This window comes from Streptomyces sp. NBC_01571 (genome assembly GCF_026339875.1).
GTDB lineage: Bacteria > Actinomycetota > Actinomycetes > Streptomycetales > Streptomycetaceae > Streptomyces.
This window is the reverse complement of sequence record NZ_JAPEPZ010000002.1, coordinates 849,804-875,368: the sequence shown is the minus strand read 5'-3', so window position 1 is coordinate 875,368 and position 25,565 is coordinate 849,804. Positions and strand designations below refer to the sequence as shown.

Annotated in this window: 22 protein-coding genes and 4 pseudogenes; 7 read left to right on the top strand and 19 right to left on the bottom strand. The window is 67.8% G+C overall.

The window, feature by feature from the left end:
* Positions 1 to 102: 102 nt before the first annotated feature.
* A complete protein-coding gene (locus OHB41_RS47090) occupies positions 103 to 348 on the bottom strand; it encodes a transposase (protein ID WP_526025095.1) in 246 nt (81 codons plus the stop codon).
* Between the two features lie 33 nt (positions 349 to 381).
* Between OHB41_RS47090 and OHB41_RS47085 the strand changes: the two are divergent.
* Positions 382 to 564: pseudogene (locus OHB41_RS47085) on the top strand (hypothetical protein); the annotation flags it as partial.
* Here the strand turns inward: OHB41_RS47085 and OHB41_RS47080 are convergent.
* Positions 482 to 882, bottom strand: a pseudogene (locus OHB41_RS47080) (hypothetical protein); the annotation flags it as partial. The pseudogenes OHB41_RS47085 and OHB41_RS47080 sit on opposite strands and share 83 nt — an antisense overlap.
* 318 nt (positions 883 to 1,200) lie before the next feature.
* On the opposite strand from OHB41_RS47080, the gene OHB41_RS47075 reads away from it, so the two are divergent.
* The gene (locus OHB41_RS47075) at positions 1,201 to 1,983 is read left to right on the top strand and encodes a FadR/GntR family transcriptional regulator (protein ID WP_266708045.1); all 783 of its coding nucleotides are present in this window, start codon (positions 1,201 to 1,203) and stop codon (positions 1,981 to 1,983) included.
* On the opposite strand, the gene OHB41_RS47070 is transcribed toward OHB41_RS47075, so the two are convergent.
* The 9 genes from OHB41_RS47070 to OHB41_RS47030 all read right to left on the bottom strand — a co-directional run bounded on the left by OHB41_RS47070 (position 1,968) and on the right by OHB41_RS47030 (position 10,512).
* On the bottom strand, positions 1,968 to 2,804 hold the full coding sequence (locus tag OHB41_RS47070) for an amidohydrolase family protein (RefSeq protein WP_266708043.1): 837 nt from the start codon (positions 2,802 to 2,804) through the stop codon (positions 1,968 to 1,970). The genes OHB41_RS47075 and OHB41_RS47070 overlap by 16 nt on opposite strands.
* Positions 2,801 to 3,139, bottom strand: a complete 339-nt coding sequence (locus tag OHB41_RS47065; protein WP_266708041.1) for an L-rhamnose mutarotase — start codon at positions 3,137 to 3,139, stop codon at positions 2,801 to 2,803. Before OHB41_RS47065 ends, OHB41_RS47070 begins: the two co-directional genes overlap by 4 nt.
* Positions 3,136 to 4,305, bottom strand: coding sequence for a mandelate racemase/muconate lactonizing enzyme family protein (locus tag OHB41_RS47060; RefSeq protein ID WP_266708039.1), 1,170 nt, complete (start codon positions 4,303 to 4,305; stop codon positions 3,136 to 3,138). Before OHB41_RS47060 ends, OHB41_RS47065 begins: the two co-directional genes overlap by 4 nt.
* A gap of 31 nt (positions 4,306 to 4,336) precedes the next feature.
* A complete protein-coding gene (locus OHB41_RS47055; RefSeq protein WP_266708037.1) occupies positions 4,337 to 5,239 on the bottom strand; it encodes a carbohydrate ABC transporter permease in 903 nt (300 codons plus the stop codon).
* 2 nt (positions 5,240 to 5,241) lie between these two features.
* Positions 5,242 to 6,195, bottom strand: coding sequence for a carbohydrate ABC transporter permease (locus OHB41_RS47050; RefSeq protein WP_266708035.1), 954 nt, complete (start codon positions 6,193 to 6,195; stop codon positions 5,242 to 5,244).
* Position 6,196: 1 nt separating this feature from the next.
* Positions 6,197 to 7,567: an ABC transporter substrate-binding protein gene (locus OHB41_RS47045; RefSeq protein WP_266708033.1), complete on the bottom strand. Its 1,371-nt coding sequence runs from the start codon at positions 7,565 to 7,567 to the stop codon at positions 6,197 to 6,199.
* A 953-nt stretch (positions 7,568 to 8,520) separates the two neighbouring features.
* Positions 8,521 to 8,655 carry a hypothetical protein gene (locus OHB41_RS47040; RefSeq protein WP_266708031.1) on the bottom strand — a complete coding sequence of 45 codons (135 nt, stop codon included), beginning with the start codon at positions 8,653 to 8,655 and terminating at the stop codon, positions 8,521 to 8,523.
* A gap of 79 nt (positions 8,656 to 8,734) precedes the next feature.
* Positions 8,735 to 9,496, bottom strand: a complete 762-nt coding sequence (locus tag OHB41_RS47035) for an SDR family oxidoreductase (protein WP_266708029.1) — start codon at positions 9,494 to 9,496, stop codon at positions 8,735 to 8,737.
* The gene (locus OHB41_RS47030; protein ID WP_526025094.1) at positions 9,493 to 10,512 is read right to left on the bottom strand and encodes a zinc-dependent alcohol dehydrogenase; all 1,020 of its coding nucleotides are present in this window, start codon (positions 10,510 to 10,512) and stop codon (positions 9,493 to 9,495) included. Before OHB41_RS47030 ends, OHB41_RS47035 begins: the two co-directional genes overlap by 4 nt.
* A gap of 148 nt (positions 10,513 to 10,660) precedes the next feature.
* Here OHB41_RS47030 and OHB41_RS47025 point away from each other — a divergent pair, with 148 nt between their 5' ends.
* Both OHB41_RS47025 and OHB41_RS47020 read left to right on the top strand, forming a co-directional pair.
* Complete coding sequence (locus OHB41_RS47025) at positions 10,661 to 11,647, top strand: aldo/keto reductase (RefSeq protein ID WP_266708387.1); 987 nt, start codon at positions 10,661 to 10,663, stop codon at positions 11,645 to 11,647.
* 360 nt (positions 11,648 to 12,007) lie between these two features.
* Complete coding sequence (locus OHB41_RS47020; RefSeq protein WP_266708025.1) at positions 12,008 to 14,419, top strand: right-handed parallel beta-helix repeat-containing protein; 2,412 nt, start codon at positions 12,008 to 12,010, stop codon at positions 14,417 to 14,419.
* A gap of 758 nt (positions 14,420 to 15,177) precedes the next feature.
* Here the strand turns inward: OHB41_RS47020 and OHB41_RS47015 are convergent.
* Entirely contained in the window at positions 15,178 to 15,315 is a 138-nt protein-coding gene (locus tag OHB41_RS47015) for a hypothetical protein (protein ID WP_266708023.1), read from the bottom strand.
* Between the two features lie 2 nt (positions 15,316 to 15,317).
* Between OHB41_RS47015 and OHB41_RS47010 the strand changes: the two are divergent.
* Positions 15,318 to 15,818: pseudogene (locus OHB41_RS47010) on the top strand (transposase family protein); the annotation flags it as partial.
* 242 nt (positions 15,819 to 16,060) lie between these two features.
* Here the strand turns inward: OHB41_RS47010 and OHB41_RS47005 are convergent.
* From OHB41_RS47005 to OHB41_RS52835, 7 genes and pseudogenes are all read right to left on the bottom strand, one after another.
* The gene (locus OHB41_RS47005) at positions 16,061 to 16,519 is read right to left on the bottom strand and encodes a carboxymuconolactone decarboxylase family protein (RefSeq protein WP_266708021.1); all 459 of its coding nucleotides are present in this window, start codon (positions 16,517 to 16,519) and stop codon (positions 16,061 to 16,063) included.
* Between the two features lie 119 nt (positions 16,520 to 16,638).
* Complete coding sequence (locus tag OHB41_RS47000) at positions 16,639 to 17,121, bottom strand: cupin domain-containing protein (RefSeq protein ID WP_266708019.1); 483 nt, start codon at positions 17,119 to 17,121, stop codon at positions 16,639 to 16,641.
* A 15-nt stretch (positions 17,122 to 17,136) separates the two neighbouring features.
* On the bottom strand, positions 17,137 to 18,057 hold the full coding sequence (locus tag OHB41_RS46995) for an NADP-dependent oxidoreductase (protein WP_266708018.1): 921 nt from the start codon (positions 18,055 to 18,057) through the stop codon (positions 17,137 to 17,139).
* A 180-nt stretch (positions 18,058 to 18,237) separates the two neighbouring features.
* Positions 18,238 to 19,122 carry an RNA polymerase sigma factor SigJ gene (gene sigJ, locus OHB41_RS46990; RefSeq protein ID WP_266708016.1) on the bottom strand — a complete coding sequence of 295 codons (885 nt, stop codon included), beginning with the start codon at positions 19,120 to 19,122 and terminating at the stop codon, positions 18,238 to 18,240.
* 163 nt (positions 19,123 to 19,285) lie between these two features.
* A complete protein-coding gene (locus OHB41_RS46985) occupies positions 19,286 to 20,563 on the bottom strand; it encodes an MFS transporter (protein WP_266708014.1) in 1,278 nt (425 codons plus the stop codon).
* Between the two features lie 25 nt (positions 20,564 to 20,588).
* The gene (locus OHB41_RS46980) at positions 20,589 to 21,227 is read right to left on the bottom strand and encodes an HD domain-containing protein (RefSeq protein ID WP_266708012.1); all 639 of its coding nucleotides are present in this window, start codon (positions 21,225 to 21,227) and stop codon (positions 20,589 to 20,591) included.
* A gap of 159 nt (positions 21,228 to 21,386) precedes the next feature.
* Positions 21,387 to 21,888, bottom strand: a pseudogene (locus OHB41_RS52835) (NAD(P)/FAD-dependent oxidoreductase); the annotation flags it as partial.
* A 127-nt stretch (positions 21,889 to 22,015) separates the two neighbouring features.
* Here OHB41_RS52835 and OHB41_RS46970 point away from each other — a divergent pair.
* The gene (locus tag OHB41_RS46970; RefSeq protein WP_266708010.1) at positions 22,016 to 23,320 is read left to right on the top strand and encodes a bifunctional glycosyltransferase family 2/GtrA family protein; all 1,305 of its coding nucleotides are present in this window, start codon (positions 22,016 to 22,018) and stop codon (positions 23,318 to 23,320) included.
* A 17-nt stretch (positions 23,321 to 23,337) separates the two neighbouring features.
* Positions 23,338 to 25,551 (top strand): ArnT family glycosyltransferase, encoded by a 2,214-nt coding sequence (locus OHB41_RS46965; protein WP_266708008.1) that lies wholly within the window; start codon positions 23,338 to 23,340, stop codon positions 25,549 to 25,551.
* Positions 25,552 to 25,565 lie beyond the last annotated feature (14 nt).

Genomic DNA, 25,565 nt, shown 5'->3' with positions numbered 1-25,565 from the left:
TCGCCAGAGTGGGCGGCTGGAACATTCCTGTTTGACCGGATGAGCCCTGCGCAAGCGACGTCCTTCAGGGCGGGGTGAGGCGCAACGGTCCGCAGAGCGAAGCTACAGCCGGCGGCGCTGCTGCTCGATGTACTGCTGCACCACCGCGAGCGGGGAACTGCCGCAGGACGCGGCGAAGTAACTCGGCGACCAGAAGGGGCCGTGCATGATGGCCCGGTTCACTCGGGAGGTGAAGTCTCGACGCAGGATGCGGGCGGAGACACCTTTGAGGCTGTCCACCAGGCCGGACAGGGCAACCTTCGGCACCTCGATGTCCTCGCGCACCTGCCGCACGGTCGCCTCGTGCACGTCCGCATCTCGTCGTTGAACACACCACAGGCACTGCCCCGCCGCTGGGTCGTCGAAAGATCCTTCGCGTGGCTCCTGCTCAGCCGGCGCCTGGTCCGAGACTACGAACGCCGCACCGACGCGAGTGAGGCCGTCATCCGCTGGTCGATGATCGCACCCATGAACCGCCGGCTGGCCGCCCGACATGATCAACCTGTTCCGACGGCGGCGTCGTGAACCTTCCCGGCTTCGCCTCCACCAGCCAGCCCCGTTCCACCACCCTCTTCAACCGTGCTCTCGCACCCTCGACGCGCGAGGCGGACGCACTGTCCCAGCCGAGTACCACGGCTGTCCGCCGGGCATCCAACCCCTCGACTCCGGCCTCCGCCGCGGCAGGCGCCAACGCTCGGTAGTCCACCGACAGATCCCCGCCCCGGCCGCGTTCTCCCAATGCGACACAGCACGGCGCGGACCCGTCGGCTCTCTCCGCGACGGCCCGACGACCACCACGGCCGGGGCTTCCTCCTCGACCAGCGCCTCCAGATACTGCTCGAGCACTGCTTCCGGGGCCCGCGCCGACATTGATCACCCCAAGCCAAGACGATCCGGGCAAACGCTGGGCCCTGACCCGTGGACCAGGGCCCACACCTGGCTGGCAGGGTGGCCTTCACCGACTGCGACCCGCGCGCGAGGGTTGCCGGCCGGTGACTTCGGCGGCCGCCGTGGTCCAGGCTGACTCGGTATGCCGCTGCCGACGACTTCGAGGCTATGCGTCGTGAACGCCTCTGCGGCCCGGACGTTGAACGTCGGCGACATATCGTGGACCAGGAACCTCGTCGACCGCAGGTTGATTGAGGCGTTAAGGTCATACGTATGCCAACCGAGTCGCAGCACTCAACCCGTCTGTTCCCGCGACGTCTGCCCGCCGGGCGCTTGGGGGTTGCAGTCGTTTCCGAGCTCGTAGACCTCATCGTGACGGGCCAGTTGAAGGAAGGCGAGTTGCTGCCCCCGGAGGGTCCGCTGAGCGAACACTTCGGCGTGAGTCGCACGGTGCTGCGTGAATCGGTGAAGCGGTTGGAGGAGAAGGGCCTGGTGATCGTTTCCCAGGGGCGCGGCACCCAGGTGCGGGCGCCGGGTTACTGGAACATGCTCGATCCGGTGGTGCTCTCCGCGTTGATCGACAACGACGAGACGCTCGGCGTCCTCGACGAGTTGACGATCGTGCGGGCGAGCCTCGAGTCGGCGATGGCGGGCGCGGTTGCCGGTTCTCGCAGCGCAGACGGGTTGCGGAGGCTGGAGAACGCCTTGACCACGATGCGTGAAAGCCAGTCCGAGACGGACTCCTTCCGACAGGCGGATGTGGTGTTCCACTACGCGCTCATGGAGATCTCCGGCAACCGGCTGGCGGAGAACATCGCCAAGCATCTGTACAAGCGAGCCACGGAGTCCAGCCGCTACCAGGGCATCGACCCGCCTGACGCGTTCGCACTGACGCTGAAGGAACACGCGGCGATCGTCGATGCCATCTCGAGGCAGGACGTCGCCGCGGCCCAGAAGGCGATGCACGATCACATCCACATCTCGTGGGAGCGTCGTCGGCTGCCCGACCACGCGCCTCGGGCGCGTGGTCGAGCGCTCGATCAGGAGAGCGAGTAGACGTCGGCAGCGTTGCCGCCGAACACACGCGCGCGTTCCGCGGCGGAAAGCCCGTCGAGCAGGGCTTCCAGAGCGGACTTCCAGGGCGCCGCCCCCCCGCCGAGCTCAGCCAGCGGCCAGTCGGAGCCGTAGAGCAGACGCTCGGGGCCGAAGGATCCCAGGGCGATCGTCACCGGGGCGGCGAGATCGGCCGAACGCCATGATCCTGGGACGAGTCCCGACGTGAGTCCCGAGACCTTCGCGACGACGTTCGGTTGGCGCGCGAGCTCCCGCAGCTGCGACGCCCACGTACTCCTGTCCTGCCCGGGCCCAGGCGGATCGCCCAGGTGATCGAGAAGAAAGCGGAGTCCGCCGTGGCGCGTGGCCAGGCGGGTCGCCTGAGGGAGCTGCCACTCACGCACGACGAGGTCGAAGCAGAGGCCCTCGCGCTCGAGTACCGCGAGGCCCGCGCCGACCTCCTCGCGCATCATCCACTCCGGGTCCGGGTCGATGTGGGCCAGATGCCGCACCCCGACGACGGGGACAGCGGCGTTTTCGCGGATCCGGTCGAGCTGGGGTCCGACCTCCGCCGCGAGGTCGACCCACGCGACGAGGCCGGCGATGGCGGACGAGTCCAGCTGGGCGAGCCGGACGCTCTCGTCGAGGCTGTTGCTCGACTGCACGACCACGGCACCGTCGAGTCCGGTCGAGGCCAGCATCTCGCTCAGATCAGAGGCGCCGAAGTCGCGGGCGATCGGCGCCATGGTCTCCGCGTCGATCCAGTCCTGCGGGTCCACGGCCCGGTCCCACAGGTGCACATGGGCGTCGATGCCGGCAGTCATGCGAGGTGCCACAGTTCCTCGACGGGCTGCCACAGCGCCCCGGGATCACGCTCCTCGGCGATCCTCACCTGGCACGGGTCGGTGTGCGTCCACCATTCCTGCGAAACCGGGTCGTCGGCGATCCTTCGCATGTCCGCCTCGTGGTCCTCGCCGACGTACTCGTAGTAGGCGAACAGGATGTCGCCGAAGATGAAGATGCTGTAGTTGCGCACGTTGCATTCGGTGAGCTTTCGCTCGACGCTCGGCCACACGGCACGATGCAGCGCCAGGTACTCCTCGCGCTTCTCGGGCCGCACACCCACGACGAAGGCCCTGCGCTCAGGTCGACGGGTCACGAGGGTCGGCCTCCGCGGTGCGTCACGTCCGGCTCGGCCACCAGCCGCAGGGCAGCGCGTTCGGGCCGGATGTGCGGTCCAGTCGCCGCGGGCCGGGGCGTCGCGGCGCCGGCTGGTGACATCTGGGATTCGTCGACCACGATCCCGATGCCCGGGCGATCGCCCAGGACGATGCCTCCGTCGTCGAACTGCTGGTCGACATCGAGACCGACGGGAAAGAGGAGATCCTGGACTTCGAAGGCCAGATGGTTCGGCACGGCGGCGGCGGCGTGCGCCACCGGGTTCGCGTTGTACGCGACGGGACTCACCGGCAGATCGTGGGCGTGCGCGAGCGTCGCGACGCGGAGGAAGTGGGTGATCCCCCACACGTTGCCGACCTGCACGATATCGACCGCGTTGGCGTCCAGCAGGGGGCGGTACTGCTCCAGTCCGGTCAGGTTCTCGCCGCTGGCGATCGCCGCGCGCACCTTCCCGCGCAGCGCGGCCATGCCGGCCGCATCCCACCGGCGCAGCGGTTCCTCCACCCAGGTGAGGTCCATGCGCTGCTCGATGGCCGCGACATACCGGGCCGCCTGGGCGTGGTTCCACGACTCGTTGGCGTCGAACATGAGTGCCGGGCGGCGGGAGTTGCGGCTGAGAATGTCGCGCATGATCTCCAGCCGGGGCAGGTCCCGGTCGAGGTCGCGGCCGCCTTTGAGCTTGCCGGCCTTGAACCCGCGGTCCGCGAACCGACCGTAGAGGTCGGCGAGTTCGTCCTCGGTCAGGCCGTACTCGAGGCCGGACGCGTACCCGGGGACGAAGCGCTCGCGGCCCCCGAGGGTCCGCCAGAGCGGCTCGTCAGCGGCCTTGGCCTTGATGTCCCAGAGGGCCATGTCGACGGCACCGATGGTGCCGAAGGTGGATCCTGAGTGACCGGCCTTGAATACCCAGTCGAGCATTCGGTCGTAGAGCGCCACGACCGACCGCGGGTCATCGCCCTCGATCGCGGGGAAGACACGGGCGATGTCGGCGTGGGACCCGAGGCCTACTCCCTCGATGCCGGTGTCGGTCTCGATGATGAGGACGGGGACCGGCGTGGCGTGGCTGGGCTGGACCCCGTTGACGTCCCCGGTGATTCTGCCCCAGTCGTGAACGGTGCTCAGGCTGCGGTACCCGGTGATCTTCATCGGCGGTAGTTCTCCTTGCATGTGCGAGCGGTCATTCCTTGGCTCCTCCCGCTGTCATGCCCGCGACCAGGAATCGCTGGGAGAACAAGAAGACGACCAGGACGGGCAGGATCGACACGATCGTCCCCAGCGCCAAGGTGGGCAGCTGGACGGAGTCGGATCCTGCGGAGCTGGGATTGAAAGCCGGGGTTGACGCCAGAAGCGAGGTGAGCCCGACCTGGATCGGGTAGCCGTCGCTCGAGGGCAGCATCACGAACGGGAGGAAGAAGTTGTTCCAGTTCTGTACAAAGCTGAAGAACGCCACCAGGGCGACGATCGGGGCGGCCAGCGGAAGGGCGACTCGGGTGAAGACCTGGACTCCGTTGCAGCCGTCGATGCGCGCGGCTGCGAGGATGTCACGGGGGATGCTGGTCGAGAAGTAGATATAGGTGAGATAAACGCCGAACGGGAAGAAGGACATGGGCAGGATCACCGACAGCGGGCTTCCGATCAAGCCGACACTGTTCAGCTCGAGGAAGATGGGCAGCACCAGTGCGGTGCTGGGGATCAGCATGACGACGAGTGTCAGCACGAGCAGCGCCTGCCGAAGCCTGAACTCCGTGAGCGCGAGCGCGTAGCCGGCGGGGATGCTCACGAGGAGCGTGATCACCAGAGCGCCGATCGCGTACAGCGCAGAGTTCCCGATCCAGGTCGTCACTGCACCGTCCTGGAAGTTGAACAACTGATGGCAGTTGGCGACGAAGCCCGACCACGACCCGAGCGAGAACGGGTCGGCGACGACGAGCGTCTTCGAGTTCTTCGTGACCGCGAGGAGCAGCCAGACGATCGGGATGGCGAAGAACAGGACGAAGACGACGAGCAGGACGCCCGCGATGGACCGCCCGCTCCACCCGCTGAGGCTCGGCCGGCGGCGTCCGGCGGGGAGTGCAGTCATGGTCATTCCTTCTCGAAGAGGCCGCCACGAGCCACGAACACCCAGGACAGCAGGAGTGCGACGACCAGCAGGATCAGCGAGATCGCGGCCGCGCCGTTGAAGTCGTTCTGCTGGAACGCGTACTGATAAGCCAGCTGGTTGAGCGAGTAGTCGTTGGGCACTACTGCGTTGCTGGCCTGGCTGAGCAACTGTGGCTCGACGAACAGCTGGGTGCCGGCCGCGAGCGACATGACCCCCATGTACGCAACCCACTTACGAAGCATCGGAAGCTGGATCCGCAACGCGATCTGGACGGCGTTCGCTCCGTCGATGCGGGCGGCCTCGATCACTTCGGGGCTGATGTTGTTGAGGGCGCCGTACATGATGATGATCCACCCGCCGGCTCCGGTCCAGAACGCGATGATTGCGAAGATCGCCGGAAGGTGGCCGGGTTGGATCACCTGTACGAAACTGTCGAATCCCATTGCGCTGAGCAGACCGCTGACCGGGCTCGCCGTCGGATCAAGGACGAAGAGCCACAACAGGACGCTGGACGCGCCCGCGAGCGCGCCGGGCAGGTAGTAGATGAAGCGCAGGGTCGTGCTCACCCACCGCAGACTGACAGCGTGGACCACCAATGCCAGGCCGACGACGAAGACGACCAGCGCGAGGAGCCAGATGAGGAGATAGGTGGTCACGTGGAACACGGCCGGCCAGAACCGGAAGTCGCCGACGACCTTGGTGAAGTTGTCGAAGCCCGCGAATCCACCGTCGGCGGTCGTGAAGGCCAGGAGTACTGCGTAGAGAGAAGGGAAGATCCCGAAGGCGATGGTGAGCAACGCGTAGGGCGAGACGAAGAGATAGCCGATCGGACTGCGAGCGAAGGCGCGGCCGGCCGGCCGGCCGCTAACCCGGCGTGACCGCCGACGCCTCGAGGCGTCAGCGGTCAGCCGGTCACTCGGAGGAGCGAGGGACATTTCACTTCACCCTGTATCCGTTGACCTCGGCCTGGTTCTCGATTGCCTTCTGCCAGGTCGGCAGCAGGTCCACGATCGACTTGCCGCCCGTGATCCCCGGGGTCATCGTCTTCGCCCATATCGCCTCCTGGCTGAACGTGGGGTAACCCCAGCCGTCCCAGATCCGCGACGCTGCGGTCACCACCGGCTGCAGCGGGGTGGCGTAGTACTTGCTCGCCTCCTGCTTGGCGATCCACTTCTGTGCGGCGGGCCCGTACGCCGGGTATCCCGGTGCGACATCGACCTGATACTCGTCGGCCGTGGTGACGAACCGGACGAACGTCTCGGCGGCCTTCAGGTTTTTCGAATGGCTGGAGATGAACCAAGTTCCGCCACCCACGTTGCCCGTCACAGCCTCGCCCTCGCCCTTCCACGGCAGGGGCGCGGCGACTCCGAGCCGCCCGGCCGACACGTTGAGCGACTGAGGATTGTTGAAGATCGCGCCGGCATACCAGGCAGGACCCGGCATCATCAGCACTTTGCCTGAGTACTTCTTCAAGAACTCGGGAGTGAACACGCTGACCACCGGCACGGTGCCGTTCTGGCGGAGGGCGTCGAGCAACGAGGCCGCCCGCTTGCACTCGGTTGAGTCGGTCTTCACGGTGAGGGACTTGGGACCGGGCACGTCATTGGCCTGGCACTTGCTCGCCCACATGAACACCTCGGGCGTCCATGCATCCCCAGCCGTCCCGATGATGTAGCCCGGGTGCTCCTTGGCGACCTTTTCTCCGAGCGCCTGGTACTCCTCCCACGTGGTCGGGAGGGCGTAGCCGAACTGCTCCAGCAGTGACTTGTCGTACCAGAGCACCGCCTGGGCGAGGTCGTTGCGCAGGCAGTACACGCGGCCGTTTACCGTGCAGGGTTTGAGGGAGCCTTCGGTGAAGTTGCTGAGCGTGTCCTTCTGGACCAGTCCCTTGTCCAACACGGCCGCGAACGCCTGCTTGCCGCCGCTCTTCTGGCTGGCCCATGCCGCGTCGTTGTTCTGGCTGGAGAAGACGACGTCGGGCCAGCCACTACCAGCGCGGTCGAAGAGCTGCATCTTCGTCCGGAAGGAGTTGGACCCGTTGGCCGACCCGTCATAGGTGACGACCTTGACCTTGGTGTCCGGGTTCTTCGCCTGGAACGCCTTCGCGGCAGCCTGTCGGTCCGCGTCCACCCAGACGGTGATCGTGGAGGAGGCCTCCTGCTTGGCTTCGGGAAAGCCGTACGACCCGTTCGCCGAGCTGCCTTCGCCGCCGCAACCAGCGAGGGTCAGGAGCGCGGTTGCTGCGCACAATACGGCGACGGCCGGCGCCTTACGGCGCGAACGCACCACAGTGTGGGTTCCGACCATGGGATGTCCTTGTCCTGTCGACTTCGTTGACGACTCTGCGCCAGGACTGTAGGACATACGTATGATGTTTGTCATCACCTGAGTAGCCGGTGTCCTTCCGATCTTGAGGGGTGCCCGTCGAACGGTGGTCTTGTTCGGCGGTTGCTGTCGGCTGCGGGCATGGAAGCAGGGCCTCTTGGCAGTTCGGGGTCGCGAAGCCAACCGAGATCCAGCGGCTCAGTCGCTGCGTTGTACGTGCTCACACCGGTGGAGTTCAACTCGGCCGCACCGACACGTGATTGTGTCGCTCAGCCGGAGGCAAACTGCCGCCGGGCGATACTGGACGCTATCCGCTGCCTCGTCGACAACGGCATCAAGTGCGGGCGGTGTCCGCCGACTTTCGCCGCAGGACCGGATCTGTGCGGTCTTCCGCCGGCGGCGCGACCACTAGCCGGTCGGGGAGTTCCAGGACTGGTTGCGCGCAGCGCTCCGCAAGAGCCGCCGTCGGTCTCCTTGCCCACCCGAAGCGCGCGCAGCCTCGTCCAGCGACACCCTGCGCGAGCGTGAACCGGCCCTTGCGCCACCTTGGCAAGGCGGCCGCGCGTGACCGGACGCCTCGCCGTCGACCGCGGCGGCTCCACCCGTGCCGACACCACCTCCCTGCCGAACACGGCGGCCATCTCCTGAAAGGTCAGCGGTCCTTGACCGGGCCAGAGACGGTCCGAGAGCGCTTACAGAATGCGCTGGTGGTCCACCGACAGCGCTGGCCAGGTCAGCCCCTCACACCGCACCGGCACCTGTGACTCCGGCTCCGCCGAATCCCGGGGCACCGACGGCCCGCCCGCAGCCGGCCCATCCGGGACGCCGGTATGTCGGGATCGACGGTGACCTCGCGTCGAACACCTTGCCCTCCGATGTCGCGAACGACCCACCAACCGAGGGCGTTGGCGCCGACTCGTCCTACCCCGACCGCCTCAATGCCGAGCCGACTGGGGCCCGTGGCAGCTTGCTGTCCGCACACCGGTCGCGGTGTGGGCGTCGGCCGCCTTGGCGAGGTCGCCGACCTCGGCGGCGCGGAAACGCTCCATCGTCTCCCCAACTGTCAGCACGTGCCGGCTCATCAGGCCGCCCTTACCGCTTCTTGCCGGAGCCGGAGCGTTGACACCACCGGCGCGCGTTCGAAGAGCATCATCGGCCGAGCCAGCCGCCGTCCACCGGCAGGACCGTCCCGGAGACGTAGCGCGCGGCGTCCGAGGCCAGGAACACGGCGGCGCCTGCTATGTCCTCCGCCTTTCCCCACCGCCCCGCCGGTATTCGCTCGAGGATCGTGCGGGCCCGGTCAGGGTCGTCCTGAAGTGCTTGGGTGTTGTCGGTCGCGATGTAGCCCGGTGCGAGGCCGTTGACAGTGACACCGTATCCAGCCCACTCGTTCGAGAGCGCCCGGATCAATCCCGCCATGCCGGACTTGGCTGCCGCGTAGCCCGGCACGTTGATCCCGCCCTGGAACGAGAGCAGGGAGGCGGTGAAGATGATGCGCCCATGCTGCGCATTCAGCATCCGCCGCCCCAGAACCTGGCTGAGCACGAACGTGCTCGTGAGATCGACTTCGAGCACCTCGTCGAACCATTCGAGAGGGTGCTCGGCGGCAGGAGCGCGCCGGATGGTCCCGGCGTTGTTGACCAGGATGTCCACCGCCCGCTCGCCGGCGACGAGTTCCTCGGCGAACCGGATCACCTGCCGCCGGTCGGCAAAGTCGACGCGGTGTCCCGAGAACTCACGGCCGAGTTGGCGCACGCGGTCGCCAATCGCCGACGACGCCGGATCGAGGGTGGCAGAGAGTCCGACGATGTCGGCACCGGCAGCGGCCAGAGCCTCGGCGACGGCGAACCCGATTCCACGCTTGGCCCCCGTCACGACGGCAAGGCGGCCGGTCAGGTCGAACGGGTTCATGACGCGCTCACCGCGACGAGCAGTTTCATAGCCTGCCCCGCCTCGAGGACACCAAGGGCCGGTTCGATCTCACTCAGGGGCACGATGCCCGTGATGAGCCTCTCGGCCGGGATGGCGCCCTCGGCCAAGAGCTCGATGGCGCGCTCGAAGTCGTGGCGCTGGTAGACCCGTGCCCCGAGCAACCTCAGCTCCCGCCAGAACACGCGGTGCAGGTCAATGGGCCGCGGTTGCGAGTGGATGGCCACCACCACGAGCGTGCCACGGACCTTCGCCAAGCTGGTGGCGCCGAGCACGGCGGCGGCCGAGCCGGAGACTTCGAACACGACGTCCGCTCCGGCGCCGTCCGTCCACTCCTCCACCCAGGCGACCTGGTCGACCGACGAGGGGTCCAGCGTCGTCAGTCCCATCTCCTCGGCGGCGGACCGCCGGGTCGGGTCCATCTCGGCGATCACGACCTCGGCGCCGACCGCGGCAGCGACGATCGCGATCAGAACGCCTATCGGGCCCGCACCGATAACGAACGCCTTGCCACCTGCGGCGAGTTCGGAACGTCGTACGTCGTGAACTGCCACCGCGACGGGCTCCACGAGCGCGGCGTCTCGCAGCGACATCTGTGACGGCAGCCGCACGAGTGTCGACGCCGGTACATTCCAGCGCTCCTGAAGTGCTCCGGGGGTGTCGATGCCGATGAAGTTCAGGTTCTGGCAGATGTGCTCGTTCCCAGCACGGCAGGCCGGACAGGTGCCGTCCCAGGCCAGCGGCATGACGGTCACCGCATCACCCACCGACCAGCCCTCCACGCCGGCGCCGAGGGCGACGATCGTGCCTGACATCTCGTGTCCGATCGTCGCTGGCTTGCTGACCCGACCGTCCATGTCCCCGTGGAACACGTGGAGGTCCGTGCCGCAGATTCCGACGTAAGCCACGGCGATCTGGACCTCCCCTGCACGTGGCTCGGCCGGTTCCCGCTCCTCGACCGTCATTGTGCGCGCACCTACATAACTTGCCGCCAGCATGCGACCGGCTCCTCCTCGCTATGCCGCAGGCCGCAGCGGCCCACAGCCCGCGTACCCTAACAGGAAACATAATACGTATGCTGTCGCAGCTATAGTCGGCCTCGTGACCAGTAAGCGACCGCCGCGCGACCCTGCATCCATAGAACAGATGCTGCCGGCCCGAGGGCTGCGAACCGGGCACCAGCTCACGGAGTTGGGCTTGGGTGCAGCCCAGTTCGGCAACCTGTTCACCGAGACGACCGACGACGAGTCACATCGCGCCGTCAGAGCCGCAGCCGAGGAAGGGATCCGCTACTTCGACACCGCGCCGCATTACGGCCTCGGGTTGTCCGAACGCCGCCTGGGGGACGCCCTGCATGCGACCACTCGGCGAGGCACCGTCATCTCTTCGAAGGTCGGCCGCCTGCTCGAGGACAGCCCGGACACGCGTCACCGGCTCGACGACGACGGGTTCATCGTGCCGGCAGCGAAGAGGCGCGTCTGGGACTTCAGCCGCGACGGGATCCTTCGCTCCGTGGAGGAGTCACTGGCTCGCCTCGGGACGGACCGGCTTGACATCGCCTATCTGCACGATCCGGACGATCATTGGGGACCGGCATCGGTGAGCGGGGTCGCTGCTCTGGCCGAGCTTCGGGAGCAGGGCGTCGTCGGTGCCATTGGCGCCGGCATGAACCAGGCAGCGATGCTGGCCGAGTTCGTAAGGCAGACCGACGTCGACGTGGTGATGGTCGCCGGGCGGTTCACCCTTCTCGACCAATCGGCACTGGACGACCTGCTGCCCGTCGCCAGCGCCCGCGGCGTCGGTGTCGTCGCCGCGGCGGTCTACAACTCCGGACTGCTGAGCAGTACGGCCGTGGACGGCTCGGCAACCTACAACTACAGAGCAGCGCCGCGAGCCGTCGTCGAACGTGTCGCCCGCATTGCCGCAGTCTGTGAGCGACACGGCGTGGAGCTTCCCGTGGCCGCCATCCAATACCCGTTGCGCCACCCCGCGGTCGCCTCGGTGGTGACAGGGATGCGCACCCAGGAACACGTGCGAAGCAATGTCGCGCGGTATCGGGCGGTGATCCCGGAGGCGCTGTGGGAGGAACTGCACGGCACAGGGCTCGTCCCGGACCCGACCCGGACAAGCTAGCTAGTCGTCCAGGGCCCTAAAGCAGACGTCATATAAATCTTGTCGCAAACATCATACGTATGCTAACTCTGTGGCGGGCATCAACGCCCCCATCACAGGAAGCGATCGAACATGACATCGACGTCAGACTCGACACGCTCGGTGAGCAGACGATGGACGCGCAGGGCAGGCACCCTGGCAGCGCTCGGCACCTGCGCCGTGATCGCATCAGCGCTCATTCCCCTGCAGGCGCAGGCCGCGCCTCGGACGGTGTACTTCGCAGCGCCGGACGGCAAGGACTCCGGACACTGCAGCCAGTCGCAGCCGTGCTCGCTCGAGCGGGCTCAGCATCTGGTCGGCCCGGCCGCCAAACATGGTGACGTGAGCGTTCAGCTTGCCGACGGCACCTACCGCCTTTCCGAGCCCCTTCGGTTCGGACCCGGCAATGACGGCGGCGACCACACCGTCCACTGGAACGCCGCCCCGGACGCTCACCCCGTCATCACAGGCGCCTCGAAGGTCACCGGCTGGTCCAAGTCCGAGGCAGGGTCAGGTATCTGGGAGGCGAACACCCCCAGCGGCCTCGACACCCGCCAGCTCTACGTGAACGGCGTGATTGCCCCTCGCGCCGCGATCCGCCTGGCCAACGCGGACGTCAGTCCCACAGCAACTGGTCTCACCATCAAGAACCCGGCCCTGAGCTACCTCGCCACGCTCCCCGACCAGGGGCGCATCGAGTTCGAGTCCCTCGGCGACTTCACGAATCGCTACTCGCCGGTGCAGAGCATCAGTGCCACCGAGATCACGATGGCGCAGCCGGCGTGGGACAACAACACGTGGGGCTGGGACACCGTCCAGAACTCATTCCTGGCCGGTCCGAGCTGGTACCTCGACAACTCACTGAGTTTCCTTACCCAGGTCGGCCAGTGGTACATAGACCCGGGCGCCAGGAAGCTCTACTACAAGCCGGCGGACGGGGTCGACCCCAACCAGCTCGACATCGAGCTGCCCCGTCTGGAGACATTGATCAGCATCGGCGGGACGTACGGCAAGCCGGTGACCGGCCTTGCCTTCAAGGGCATCCAGTTCTCCGGAACCTCCTGGCTCGGCCCCTCGACCGACGGCTATGCGGACCAGCAGAACGGCCTCTTCATCAAGGGCGCCTACGACTACCGTCCCGCTGACGCCTTCACCAGTTGCTCGCGCGGATGCGAGATGTTCGAGCGAGCGCGCACCAGTTGGTACCAGGAGCCCGCCGCCGTACAGGTCTCCGCTGCCAGCCGCATCTCGTTCACCGGCAACACGTTCACCAACCTCGGTCAGTCGGCGCTGGGTGTCGGAAACGACGCCAACGCCACGACGACCGGCGTCGGGCTGGGCGCCAGCGACATCGACGTGGTCGGCAACCGGTTCATGGAGAACAGCGGGCACGGCGTCGCGGTCGGTGGCGTACTGCCTGACGCGCACCACCCCAGCAACCCGAGGATGACCAATCGGAACATTCTGATCGCCAACAACACGATCAATCGCGTGGCGGTGGACTACAAGGACAACAGCGGCATCCTCAGTACCTACGTCACCAACGCCCGCATCTTGCACAACGAGGTCTCGAACGTCCCCTATGACGGCATCGACACCGGCTACGGTTGGGGCATCAACGACGCCGGGGGGTCGAACGACTACGTCGACCGCGGCTACTACAAGTGGAACACGCTTTACACGACGCCTACCACGCTCAGGGACAACCGCGTCGAAGGCAACCTCGTGCACAACACGAAGGCACGCTTCGCCGACGGTGGCTCGGTCTACAACCTATCCGCTAGCCCGGGGACCGTGGTCGCCAAGAACTACCTGTTCAACATCTCAGGAGTCGGCCTCTACCTCGACGAGGGCTCGCGCTCGATGTCATACGAGAACAACGTGGTCCAGGGCGGTTCGTTCCTCTTCACCAACGCGTACAGCCTCCGCAACAACACCAGCGACAACGTCATCCAGAACAACTGGTACAACTCGGGTGGAGCCTCGACGCCGAACGCTGAGGCGCACAACAATAAGCTGATCAACAACGTAAAGGTCACCGGCGTCAACTGGCCCGCGGGTGCACAAGACGTGATCTGCCAGGCGGGTGTCGCGCCGCAGTACCGGACGTCGCTCAACGCGAACCAGTTCGGCTTCAGTGGGTGCGCGGTTGATGCACCGGTCGCAGCCGGCCACGCCGCTGCCGGAGGTTCGGCCGTCAGCTCGTACTTCGGCCAGAGCGGCGATGGCTTCGGGATCGCGGCAGCCGGCACCGACGTGTGGGGCGCCGGCGGTCAACACGACGACCAGTTCGGCTCGATCTACCGGGCCGGTTCGTTCAACGCCGACTCAAGCGTGTCCACCCGGGTCGTGTCGGTCAACGACGCCAACGCCTGGGCCAAGTCCGGGGTCATGGTCCGCAACGACATGGCCAAGGCGGGAGAGTCGGCCGGATATGCCGTCGTCGCGGTTACCGCCCGCAACGGCGCCGTGTTCGAGTGGGACACCAACGGCGACGGGTACCTGGACACCGACGCCCGCGTCAGCGTCGACAACTACCGCCCCATCTGGGTGAAGCTCACCCGATCGGGCAGCTCGTTCAGCGCCTCGTACTCCTACGACGGTGCCAACTATGCCCCGATCGGTCAGCCCGTGACGTTGACCTCGGCCGCAGTGAAGCAGGACGCGGGCATCTTCTCCACGTCCCACGACGCCGCCCAATCGGCGATCAACCAATTCGACTCCGGCGCCTTCACGGCCGTAACGATGCCGTAGGTGCGTCTCACGGTGGCTCGACGACAGGCACGGCGAGGTGTTCTGGAGCGCGCCGACAGGCGGACGGTTCAGATTCACGGACTCTGGCGGCTGGCTCATGAAAGGACCAGAGCACCAAGCGTGGCCTGTCGTCGACCATCTGGCCGTGCGGGGCGAGGGTACGCTCACCCCGCACGGCCAGATACCCCAGTGTGATGAGCCGCATCCAACCGAAGTCGCAATCTACGTGGATCTTGGAGCGTAGAGAACTACATGACCACAGGTGCCGTGTTCACCTGCTTCCGGGGCCCACCGCCGACATCAATCACCCCAGGCCGAGACCATCCGGGCAAGCGCCGCGGTCCTGGGGCTTTCCCGAGACGCCCGAGCCCCGCAGCTACTGCAGGAGGACTGGATGGAAGTCCACATTGAGGCTTCCCCGTGATCTCGGACGCGTGATCGTTTTGCCGCGAGGACGTGCTGAGGCCGGTGCCTGGTCTCGGGGGGGGGGGGGAGAGATAGCCGAAGGCCTTGCGCTTGCGCAGGCGGTGGGGGTTGGACGCGTTTGCGGACAAGCGCGAACGTCTGCTCGCCCGAGAAGCCCGCGCGATCCTGGCGCTTGCGCCGACTCCCGTCGAGACTGCCCGGCCCACGCGCCTTCTCGCCCGGCACGGCCGCGCCGAGGAGGCTGCTGGCGGCTACTCGAACCTGCTGAATGGTATGTATCGACGCAGGAGTACGGGCAGTGACTGGCCGCCCTGGGTCTCGGCTGCAGCAGATCAGATGGCTCCGGAGAGTCCGGCTGCGTCTGCGACGACCCTGAGGGCACCTGTCCAGGGCGAACCGACCATCAGGTCGTTGAACGCGACCATGCCGAAGAACAGGAAGAAGAAGGCGATGCAGGGCGAAACCTCCATTGGTCGTGGTTGACGGCACCCTCATCGCCATCGACCGCGTCAAGGCGGACGAGCCGTACCACTCGCAGAAGCCCAAGAAGCACGGCATGAACGTGCAGGCCATCGCCGCTCGGACGGCACCCCGCTGTGGTTCTCGCGGGCCACGCCCGGCCGCACCCACGACCTGACCTCCGCCCGGGTCCACGGCATCGTCCAGGCCTGGCTCACCCGAGAGATCTCGTCCTCGCGGCCCGCGCCTACCAGGGGGCCGGCACCACCTTCCAAACCCCCCCACTACCACCACCGCGAACAGCCCGAGCTCTACCAGCAGTTCAACCGCGACCACGCCAGACTCCGAGCCCCCCCCCGCGAATGCGCCTCCGCCTGACTCCAAGACCTGGCGCATCACGCGCAGAGCATCGACACCCACGGGCTGTTCAGGAGGCCCCGTCTCCGTGCTCTCGCCCGACGAGGATCACCCCACCGGGAACCACGTTCGACTATCACTGCTCAAGACCGGATGAACCGGCACGGCCTGGCCGCCCTGGTCTGGTACATCGTCAACCGGTACGGCACCTTCCGCCTCGACATGGACAAGCGGCTCGGCCTGGCTCCCCTGGCCGTTCCCGTGCGCGGACGCCGTCGGACGCTTCCGCGCTTGTGCGGGCCGGGGCAGCTCGCACAAGCCGCCCGAGTGATTCCGCCGTCACCTTCACGACGGTGGAGGCTTCGGCAGCCCGTATCACCGCCGGTGTCACCGTCGAGGTCAGTTGCCGACGGGGTATCGGCTGGTGATCGCGACGCGGTTGAAGGCGTTCATCACCGTTGACAGCCAGGCGATTGCCGAAACCTGGTCTGGGGCGAGTACGGCCGCGGCGGCGTTGAAGTCCTCGTCGCTGACGTGTCCGTCCGGCACGCGTGTGATGGCCTCGGTCAGGCGGAGGGCGGCGCGGTCGGTCTCGGAGAAGTAGCCGGTCTCTGCCCAGGCGGGCAGCACGGCGATCCGGTCGGGGTTTTCGCCCTTCTTGAGGGCGTCGCGGGTGTGCATGCGCAGGCAGAACGCGCAGCCGTTGATCTGAGAGGTGCGGATCCTCAACAGCTCGACCAGGAGGGGGTCGAGGCCCGCTGTGGCGGCGGCCTCTTCCACCTGTGACGACAGAGCGATGAGAGTCTTGTAGGCGGCCGGGTGCTGCTTGCCGATGTCGACGCGCTGGGGGTCGGTCATGATTCCTTCGATTCGTTCGGGTGGCCTGCGCCGTGCACTTGGCGTGCGTGGGCTGGCCGGTGTGTTTGGCAGGGGCCGAGTGTTGGGCGGGGCGGTTTCCGTCCGCTGCGTGCCCCGGCCTACGACGCCGGGTCGTCGATCTTGAGCTTCTCTCCGGTGTTGGAGACGAAGACGACCAGGAGCCTGGCCCGTTCGGTCGGGCTGGTGTTCTCGGTGAGGAGGTGGTGCGCACCCGGCGTCTCGACCCAGTTGTCGCCCTGGTGGTAGGTACTCACGGGCTTGCCTGCGAGCTGGCTGCGCACGGTGCCTTCCAGGACGTAGGCGTAGACGAACGCTTGGCCGTGCCGGTGAGACATCGCGCGTGCGTTGGGCGGGAAGTCGACGATCACCGAGGTGAACGTCTTGCCCTTCACATTCGGAAGGGCCTGCTGGAGCAGCGGCTTGAGGGTTTCGGTGGGGCGTGTCGATGCCATGGCCGCAGGCGATGCCACGGCTGCGGTCGTCCCCTTGACGTGGGTGGGCTGGGCCGAGGTCGAGCAGGCCGTGGCCGCCGTCAGCGTGGCGACGGCCAGGAGGCTGGCGGCGATTCGTTTTCTGATCACGAGGGGTCTCCTTATTCAGCCATCCGTGACGCGGATGATCGTCTTGCCTGGGGTGCGCTTGCCGGGGGCGAAGGCGGAGGGCGCTTCGGCAAGCGGCCGCACAGCACCGACGAACGGCTTGAGCCGGCCGTCCCTCAGCCGCGCGGCGAGATCGGTGAGCCGGGCGCGGTCGGGTTCGACGACGAAGAAGATTGCCCGCCCGTCCTTGGGGTGGACCTTGGCCGGCATGACGATGGTGACCAGCGTGCCACCGGGGCGCACCAGGGCGGCCGAGCGGTCGAGGATGTCGCCGCCGATCACGTCGAACACGACGTCGGCCTCGCCGGCGTCTTCCAGCTTCTCGGTCTGCAGGTCGATGAAGGTGTCGACGCCGAGTGCGAGTGCCTTGTCCCGCCCGGAGGCCCGGCCGGTGCCAATGACGCGGGCGCCGACCTCGTGGGCGAGCTGTACCGCGATCGAGCCGACGCCGCCCGTGGCGCCATGGATCAGGACGGTCTGGCCGGTGGTGAGGCGGCCGTGGTCGAACAGGCCCTGCCAAGCGGTCAGCCCGGAGATCGGCAGCGCGGCGGCCACGGTGTGGTCGACGTCCACTGGCAGCGGGGCGAGGTTGCGGGCCTCCACCGCGGTGTACTCGGCGAGTGTGCCGTTACGGGTCCAGTCGGCCAGGCCGAACACCCGCTGTCCGACGCTCAGGCCGGTGGTGCCGTACCCCAGCTCTACGACGACACCGGACAGCTCGTGTCCGGGCACGCTCGGCGTCCGGTCGCGCCCGGCACGATCGGTCCACGTGGCGGGCCAGTCCAGCTCGCCAGGGGTGAACCCGGCGGCGTGCACCCGCACGATGACGTCGTTCTCGGCCGCATGGGGGTAGGGCATGTCCGTCAGGGACATCCCGGCAAGACCGACCTCACGGTCTCGCACAGTGATGGCTTGCATACAGGTCCTTACTATGGAGGGGCGACCCGAGCGCACAGCGCTCGCGCGCAGGGCTCATAGCGGCTGCAGGTGGATGTATGCCGTGCCGCATGATCGATCTCACTTGCTCTGGCGTCTTCCTTCGTCACCCGTCGTGCGTTCTCACCAGGGAGACGAGGTGGCCCCTACGTGTGTGACAGCTCAGACGCGCACGAGTTTGTCGGGATTGAGGACCCTGCGGTACGCGGTGATCAGACCGCCTGTGATCTGGACCGTGTCGACGGAGTAGACCCGGCCTTCCCGGTGGAACACGAGTGCGAGCTCGCCGCCGACCTCGGCGAAATCGATGTGGTCCGGATGCCACTGGCGCCCCGTACGCACCATGACCCCGGCGACGCGCTCGCCGCCGTGAACGAGCTTGCGTGCCGCCAAGACCTTGCCGCCGCCGTCGGTGACGTAAACGGCGTCTGGGTGGAGGAGCCTGACCAGGCCGGCCAGGTCCCCGGCCTCGTAGGCGGCGCGGAAGACCGTGAGGACGCGTTCGCGCTCCGCCTTCGACGCCTGCGGCGTGGACTGCTTCGCCTTGGCCACCCGCCGTCGTGCCCGCGAGGCAAGCTGCCGGGCAGCCGGCACGGAGACGGCCAGCACTTCGGCGATCCGGCCGAACTCAAGGCCGAAGACATCGTGCAGGACGAAGGCCACCCGCTCAGGCGGGCTCAGCTCTTCCATGATCAGGAGCATCGCCGAGCTGACGGACTCGTCGACGAGTACCGGCTGCGACGCGTCCGGCCCTGTCAGCAGCGGCTCCGGCAGCCACGGCCCGACATAGGTCTCCCGGCGGAAGCGGGCGCTCTTGAGAATGTCGTACGACCGTCGCGCAGCCACCGTCACCAGCCAGGCCCGCAGATCACCGATGTCCTGCAGATCCGCTCCGGCCGCCCGCAGCCACACGTCCTGGGTGACATCCTCGGCATCAGCCACAGTCCCCAGCAGCCGGTACGCCACGCCGAAGACCGCGGGCCGGTGCCTCTCCCATTCGGCTCCGAGCGGGTCCTCCTGCTCACACCGTCCGGGCCCGTCACCCATACAGATCGCAACCTCCTCCAGCTTGCGGATGCAGCGTAGCTATTTCGATCTCAGGATCTTCGAAGACAGCTCCGCACAAGCGAGCCGACCCGCTCCGACACGACAGCCGCAAGTCCTGATCAAGCTGCCTCGGGGACGCTGTCGCGTAGGGCGTGCGGCGCGCTCAGCAGCGGGACCGCTCGACGCGAGGGCCGCTTTCCCGGCCTGTGCCTATCGGATCGCCGGTGGGCCTGTGACTGTGAGCATGTGATCGTCCGGCGCGCAGGGCCGCACCCAAGGACAGCGCCCCGACGAAGCCGACGTACAGATAGCCCGTAGTCTCCAGCCCCCATGAGGGCGCCGCGAGGCCGGCCGCGAGGGCCGGAAGACTCAACGCCGCATAGCTGATCACGTAGACGGCCGAGAAGACCTCCGACCGCGACTTCACGGTGGTGACCGCGCTGATGGCGCGGAGGTTGCCGTTGAACGTCAGGCCGACGCCCAGCCCCGCGACGACCGATCCGCCCACGTACACGGCCGGCGATGCGACAGCGATGGCCACCGCCAGCCCGGACGCACCCAGGGTCAGGAGAACCGCCCCCAGCAAGGTGGCGAGCCGAGCCGCATGCCGAACGGACCACAACCCGCCCACGCTGTTGGCCACAAACAGCGCCGCGATGCTGAGCCCGCCCGCGGCGCCGGACCGCACATGCAGGACATTGCTCACCAGGGACGGAGTGAGCGCGAGGAACAGACCCGTGACGGACCACCCCGCGACGAGGGCGGGAACGGAGGCGAAGAACTCCGGCCGGGCTTCCCGAGGAACCCGGACTCTGGGGCGCAACGACGCCAGTCTCACCGCTCGCGGGACGAGTGTCTCAGGCATCGTGAGGACGACCGCGGCCAGAACGACGAAGGTCAGCGTCAGGACGGGAAAGACATACGCGTCGGGGCGTGAGGTCGACTGAACCAGCAGCCCCACCACTCCGGCACCGGTGGCCATGCCGATACTTGTGCCCACCGCTGTCGTCGTGGGCCCCAGATGCGGACGTTTCTTGGGTGAGAGCTCGACCAGTCCGGCGGCAATAGCGCCCGTGGCCGTCCCCGTGGCGATGCCCTGCACCACTCGGGCGATCAGGAGGGAGACGATGCCGTCGGCCGTCCAGAAGATCGCCGTGCTGGTCGCCGCCACCAGAAGGGCGGCGACCAGCACCGGGCGGCGACCCAGCTGGTCGCTCAGCGATCCGACCAGCAGCAGGGCGCCGAGCAGAGCCCCGGCATACACGGCGAAGATCACTGTCAGCATCGTGACCGACAGGCCCCAACGTTCCCGGTACAGCGGGTAGATCGGTGACGGTGCGCTTGCCGTGGCCATCATCACCACATTGGCGCAGGCCAGCACAGCGAAGGCCGCACCTCGCCCGAGACGACGCCCGTCGCGACGGCCACTCACACGTTTCATCACGTTGCCTTTTATCGCGCCTTTATCAGCTCTGCCAGGGGGCGCCCATGATGCGCTCGACCGTGGTTGTGCGCTGGAAGTCGGGAATGAAATGCTCCAGCACATCCGAATTCACGGTTCCGTTCGTGGTCTCCGGGCGGTGCTTGAGTCCCTCGACGAAGGCCTGCAAAAACTCGTTCTTGAAGTCACCCCGCGGATGGACGGCAGTGATCTCGTCCACCTGGCTGCGATCCAGCTCATCCAGGCCCAGGCCGAGCACGTCGGTCAGGACCCCCAGATTCGTGATGGCGATCTCCGGGCCCATCCGCCCGGGAATTCCCGGGGTGGTGTGCAGCGCGATCGCCGTCCACACCACGTCGGCGGCCCTGGCCGGGAAACCGCGGTCGAGCATGAACTTGCGTGCATGGTCGGCTCCATCGACCTCGAAGCGCTGCTCATCGTCTGAAAACGGCGTCAAGAGGCCGGTGTCGTGAAACATGGCGGACAGGTAGAGAAGCTCCCGGTCGGGCTCCAGGCCGAGCCTGTGAGCATGCATGGCGCCGAAGACGAAGACGCGCCGGGAGTGGTGGTAGATGAGGGGGCTGGTCATCTCCTCCATGAGGCGGGTGGCCTCGGCGACCGCCACCGTTTCAGGAATCTCTACCCCCGCGATGATCTCGCTCATGAACTCTGCTCCTTCCGATATCGGTGTGTTGCGAATGGACGGTGCGTCCGTCTTCCACACTGCCAACCACCCGCCGTCCGGCGCTCCCTCGGTCCGGCCATGAGTCACCCGAATCCGGACAGGCGGGTAGCGGGGCTGTGGGCTCCGCCACGCATCGGGCAGGGTGGAGCGGCGGTGTACGACGGTGACCGAGCGGGCAAGGGGGCGCCCTCTGCTCGAGTGAGGCCGAGGCCTTGGGGGAGGGTGAGGAAGGTGGCCTCTTCCATGGCGGTGTCGCCGCGGCCGACGACCACGATGTCGCGGTCGCGGAAGAAGAAGCCGTCGCAGGTCGTGCCCCAGGACACGCCGCGCCCGGAGAGGGTGTCCTCCTTGGGCAGGCCGAGCTTGCGGGAGCCGGAGCCGGTCGCGATGATCACGGTCTTCGCCCCGTGCACCGTACCCGCGCTGGCGGTAACGGTCTTGACGGGGTCGGTCAGGTCGGCCTCGACGACATCGGCGTCCAGCATCTCGGCGTCGAACCGCCTGGGCCCGCATGTCGTCCATGAGGGCGAGGCCGTCCGCTTCCTCGGGGAGGCGGGGGAAGTTCCCCCTCGGTCGTCGTAGTCAGTGAGCCGCTGACGAAGATCGAGCTACCGAAGACCAGCGGCTTGAGATCGGCACGGGTTTCGGCAACTGATCTGACTCTCTGTCAGTTCTCGGCATCCTCCCGCCGCACCCACAGGCGGGGCGGCGACAGTGAGGCCGCAGCCCTGGATCAGGGCCTATGAGCCGCAGTCTGCCGTCCCCTCATGCCTGAGGAAGCCATGACCCCCACCCCCCACCTTGCCGAAATCGCAGCCCGCACGGAGCGGCCGGCCTCATTCCAGCCCGTCGACCGGGTCCTTCTCCCAGACGCCGACACCGCTACGGTGGACATCGTCGTACCGGTCTACAACGAGGAACGCGCCCTCCCCGGGTGCCTGCGCACCCTTCACGCGCGGCTGTCCGAGGGGTTCCCCTTCCCCTGGCGGATCACGGTCGCCGACAACGCCAGCACCGACGACACCCTCGCCACCGCCCGCCGCCTCGCCGACGAACTGCCCGGGGTAGGCGTCGTCCACCTGGACCGGAAGGGGCGCGGGCTGGCCCTGCGCACCGTCTGGGGCGCCAGTGACGCGGACATCGTGGCGTACATGGACGTGGACCTCTCCACCGGCCTCGACGGACTGCTCCCGCTGATCGCGCCCCTGGCCAGCGGCCACTCGGACATCGCGATCGGCTCCCGGCTTGCTCCGGGCGCACGCACGGTGCGCGGGCCGCGCCGCGAGTTCATCTCCCGCTGCTACAACGGCATCATCCGGCTCACCCACGGAGTCCGCTTCAGCGACGCCCAGTGCGGATTCAAGGCAGCCCGTACGGAGGTACTCCGGCCGCTGCTGAAGGTGACCCGGGACGACGCATGGTTTTTCGACACCGAAATGCTCCTGCTCGCCGAGCACAACGGACTGCGGATTCATGAGGTCCCGGTCGACTGGGTCGAGGACGTCGACACCCGGGTGGATGTGGCGCGCACCGCCAAGGAAGACCTGCGGGGCCTGTGGCGCATGGCGCGGCTCAAGGCGTCCGGCGAGGCCCGGGTCGAGGTGCGGCCGCGCCCCGAGCCGGCCGCCGAACACCCCGACGCCGTCCTTGCCCCCTCCACCGGACGCGGTGTGCTGTCGTGGGAGGTCGGCTGTTTCCTCGCGATCGGTGTCGTCTCAACGGCCGGACAGGCCTTGCTGTACTGGTTGCTGCGCGACTGGTGGTCTCCGGCCGTCGCCAACCTGATCTCGCTGTTCGGCCTCACGGTCCTCAACACCGAGGCGAACCGCCGCCTCACCTTCCGGCACTCCACCACTGCGCCCGCACGTGCGCACCTCGGCGCTGGGGGTTTGTTCGTCCTCGGCTATCTGGTCACGTCCGCGGCGGTGCTGTGGTTCAAGTGGCTCGATCCCGGTGCCTCACCGTCCGCCGAGACCGCGGTCCTCGCCACGGCCTCCGCCGCGGTCACCTGCGTGCGCTTCGCCGTGCTGCGGCTGGCCGTCTTCGCCGACCCCCGCAGCCGTACCCGTTGATGAGAGCGATTCCCGACATGAGCAACTCCGCGCACATCAGGCCCGCACCGGCGGCATCGGCAAACGACGGGGGGCACACGGGTACGTCCGTCCGCTCGCTGCCCGCCTGGGCGGCACCCGTGGCGCTCGGCGCCGTCCTCGTGCTCGCGGCCGTCCTGTACGGCTGGGCACTGGGCTCCCTGGGGTGGGCCAACAGTTACTACTCGGCGGCAGTGAAGTCGATGGGGAGGAACTGGACGAACTTCCTCTTCGGCTCCTTCGACCCGGCGGGCGTGATCACGGTCGACAAGCCCCCGGCCGCACTGTGGCCGCAGGTGATCAGCAGCAAGATCTTCGGGATGCACGGCTGGGCGCTGATCCTGCCGCAGGTACTCGAAGGTGTGGCCGGGGTGCTGGTGCTGCACCGCACCGTGCGCCGCTGGGCGGGGGAGGGGGCGGCGCTGATCGCGGCTCTGGTGCTCACCCTGACGCCCATCACCGTGGCCATCAACCGGGACAACAACCCGGACACACTGCTGGTCCTGCTACTGGTGTCGGCGGCGTACGCGCTCACCCGCGCGCTGCAGGCCGAGGGCAGGTCCGCGACCTGCTGGCTGTGCGCGAGCGGCTTCCTGATCGGGTGCGGATTCCTCACCAAAATGCTCGCCGCCTGGATGGTCATCCCCGCGTTCGCTCTCGCCTGGGTCGTGGGAGCAAGCGGCCCCTGGATTCCGCGAGTGGGGCGTCTGCTGGGCGCGGGAGCCATCCTGGCGGCGTCCTCCCTGTGGTGGGTCGCCATGGTCGCCCTGTGGACGGGCGACCGCCCCTACATCGGAGGCAGCACGGACGGCTCGGCCTGGGACCTCGTGATCGGCTACAACGGGCTCGGGCGGGTCTTCGGCTCCAGTGACGGAGCACCCCAGGGAATGGGAGGCGGAGGCGGCGGCGGGTTCGCCGGCGGGTTCGGCGGTGAGTCCGGCCTGACCCGGATGTTCGACGCGCAGGTGGGCGGTCAGATCAGCTGGCTGCTGCCCCTCTGCGGGCTGGCTCTGGCCGTCGCGGTCGTCGTGGCGGTGCTGCACCGCCACGGGAAGCTGCCGGCCTCGGCCCTGCTGCCGGCCTCCGGCTGGCTGCTGTGGGGAACCTGGCTGGTGGTCTGCGCGGCCGTGTACTCGACTCAGAAGGGCATCTTCCACCCCTACTACACCACCCAGCTCGCCCCGGCCATCGCCGCCTTGTGCGGCGGGCTGACAGCCGGCCTGGTCCGTGTGCACCATGCGGGCTTCAGCTGGGCTCCACTGGCCGGTGCGGCTGGGGTCGTGGCGAGCGTGGTCTGGGCGCTGGTGCTGGTCCGTCGTGTACCCGACTGGAACGGCTGGCTGGTGTGGCCGGTCCTGCTCGTGGGAGGTGCCGCCGTCGTCCTGCTGGTGCTGGCACGACGGAACGCCCGGTTGCTGACAGTTGCCGTGGGCGCGGCGGTGGCGTCGGTCCTGGTGGCTCCCGGGGCCTGGGCGGTGAGCGTGCCCGGTTCCACCAGTATGGGCGGCTCCAACCCGACGGCCGGCCCGACGACGATGGGCTTCGGCGGAGGCGGTGGCATGCCCCGGCAAGGTCCGAACGGCGGAGGCATGCCGTCGGGCATGCCGTCCGGGATGCCGTCGAACATGCCGGGCCTCCCCGGCGCCGGCGGGTCCTCGAGCGGATCCGGTGCACCCTCGTCCGGCGGAATGCCGTCCGGGATGCCTTCCGACATGCCCACGGCGGGAGCGGGCGGCATGCCTGGTGCCGGCTCGGGAGGTACCCCGGGCGGGCGCGGCGGTCCCGGCGGCGGTGGGGAACTCACCGCTGACCAGCGCAAGATCCTCCAGTACGCCGTCAAGCACGCACCCGACGCACGCATCAAGCTCGCGGTCGAGGGTGGCGCCCTGTCCGCCAGCCCCTTCATCCTGGGCAGCGACGAGAACGTCATCGGCATGGGCGGCTTCACGAACAGCGACAACGCGCCGTCGGTGGCCCAGCTGAAAGAGTGGGCCAAGAACGGCGAACTGCGCTACATCCTGGGGTCCGGCACCAACGGCGGCGGGTCGGGCGGGATGTCCGGCGGATACGCCAAGCAGCGCTCCGACTGGATCGCCGACAACTGCACGAAGGTGCCGGCGTCGTCCTACGGCGGCACATCCTCCGAGTCGGGCAGCGGAGGTGTGATGGGATTCGGGGGAGCCAGCGTGCTCTACGACTGCGCCGCCAAGTAACCCGGGCCGGAGCA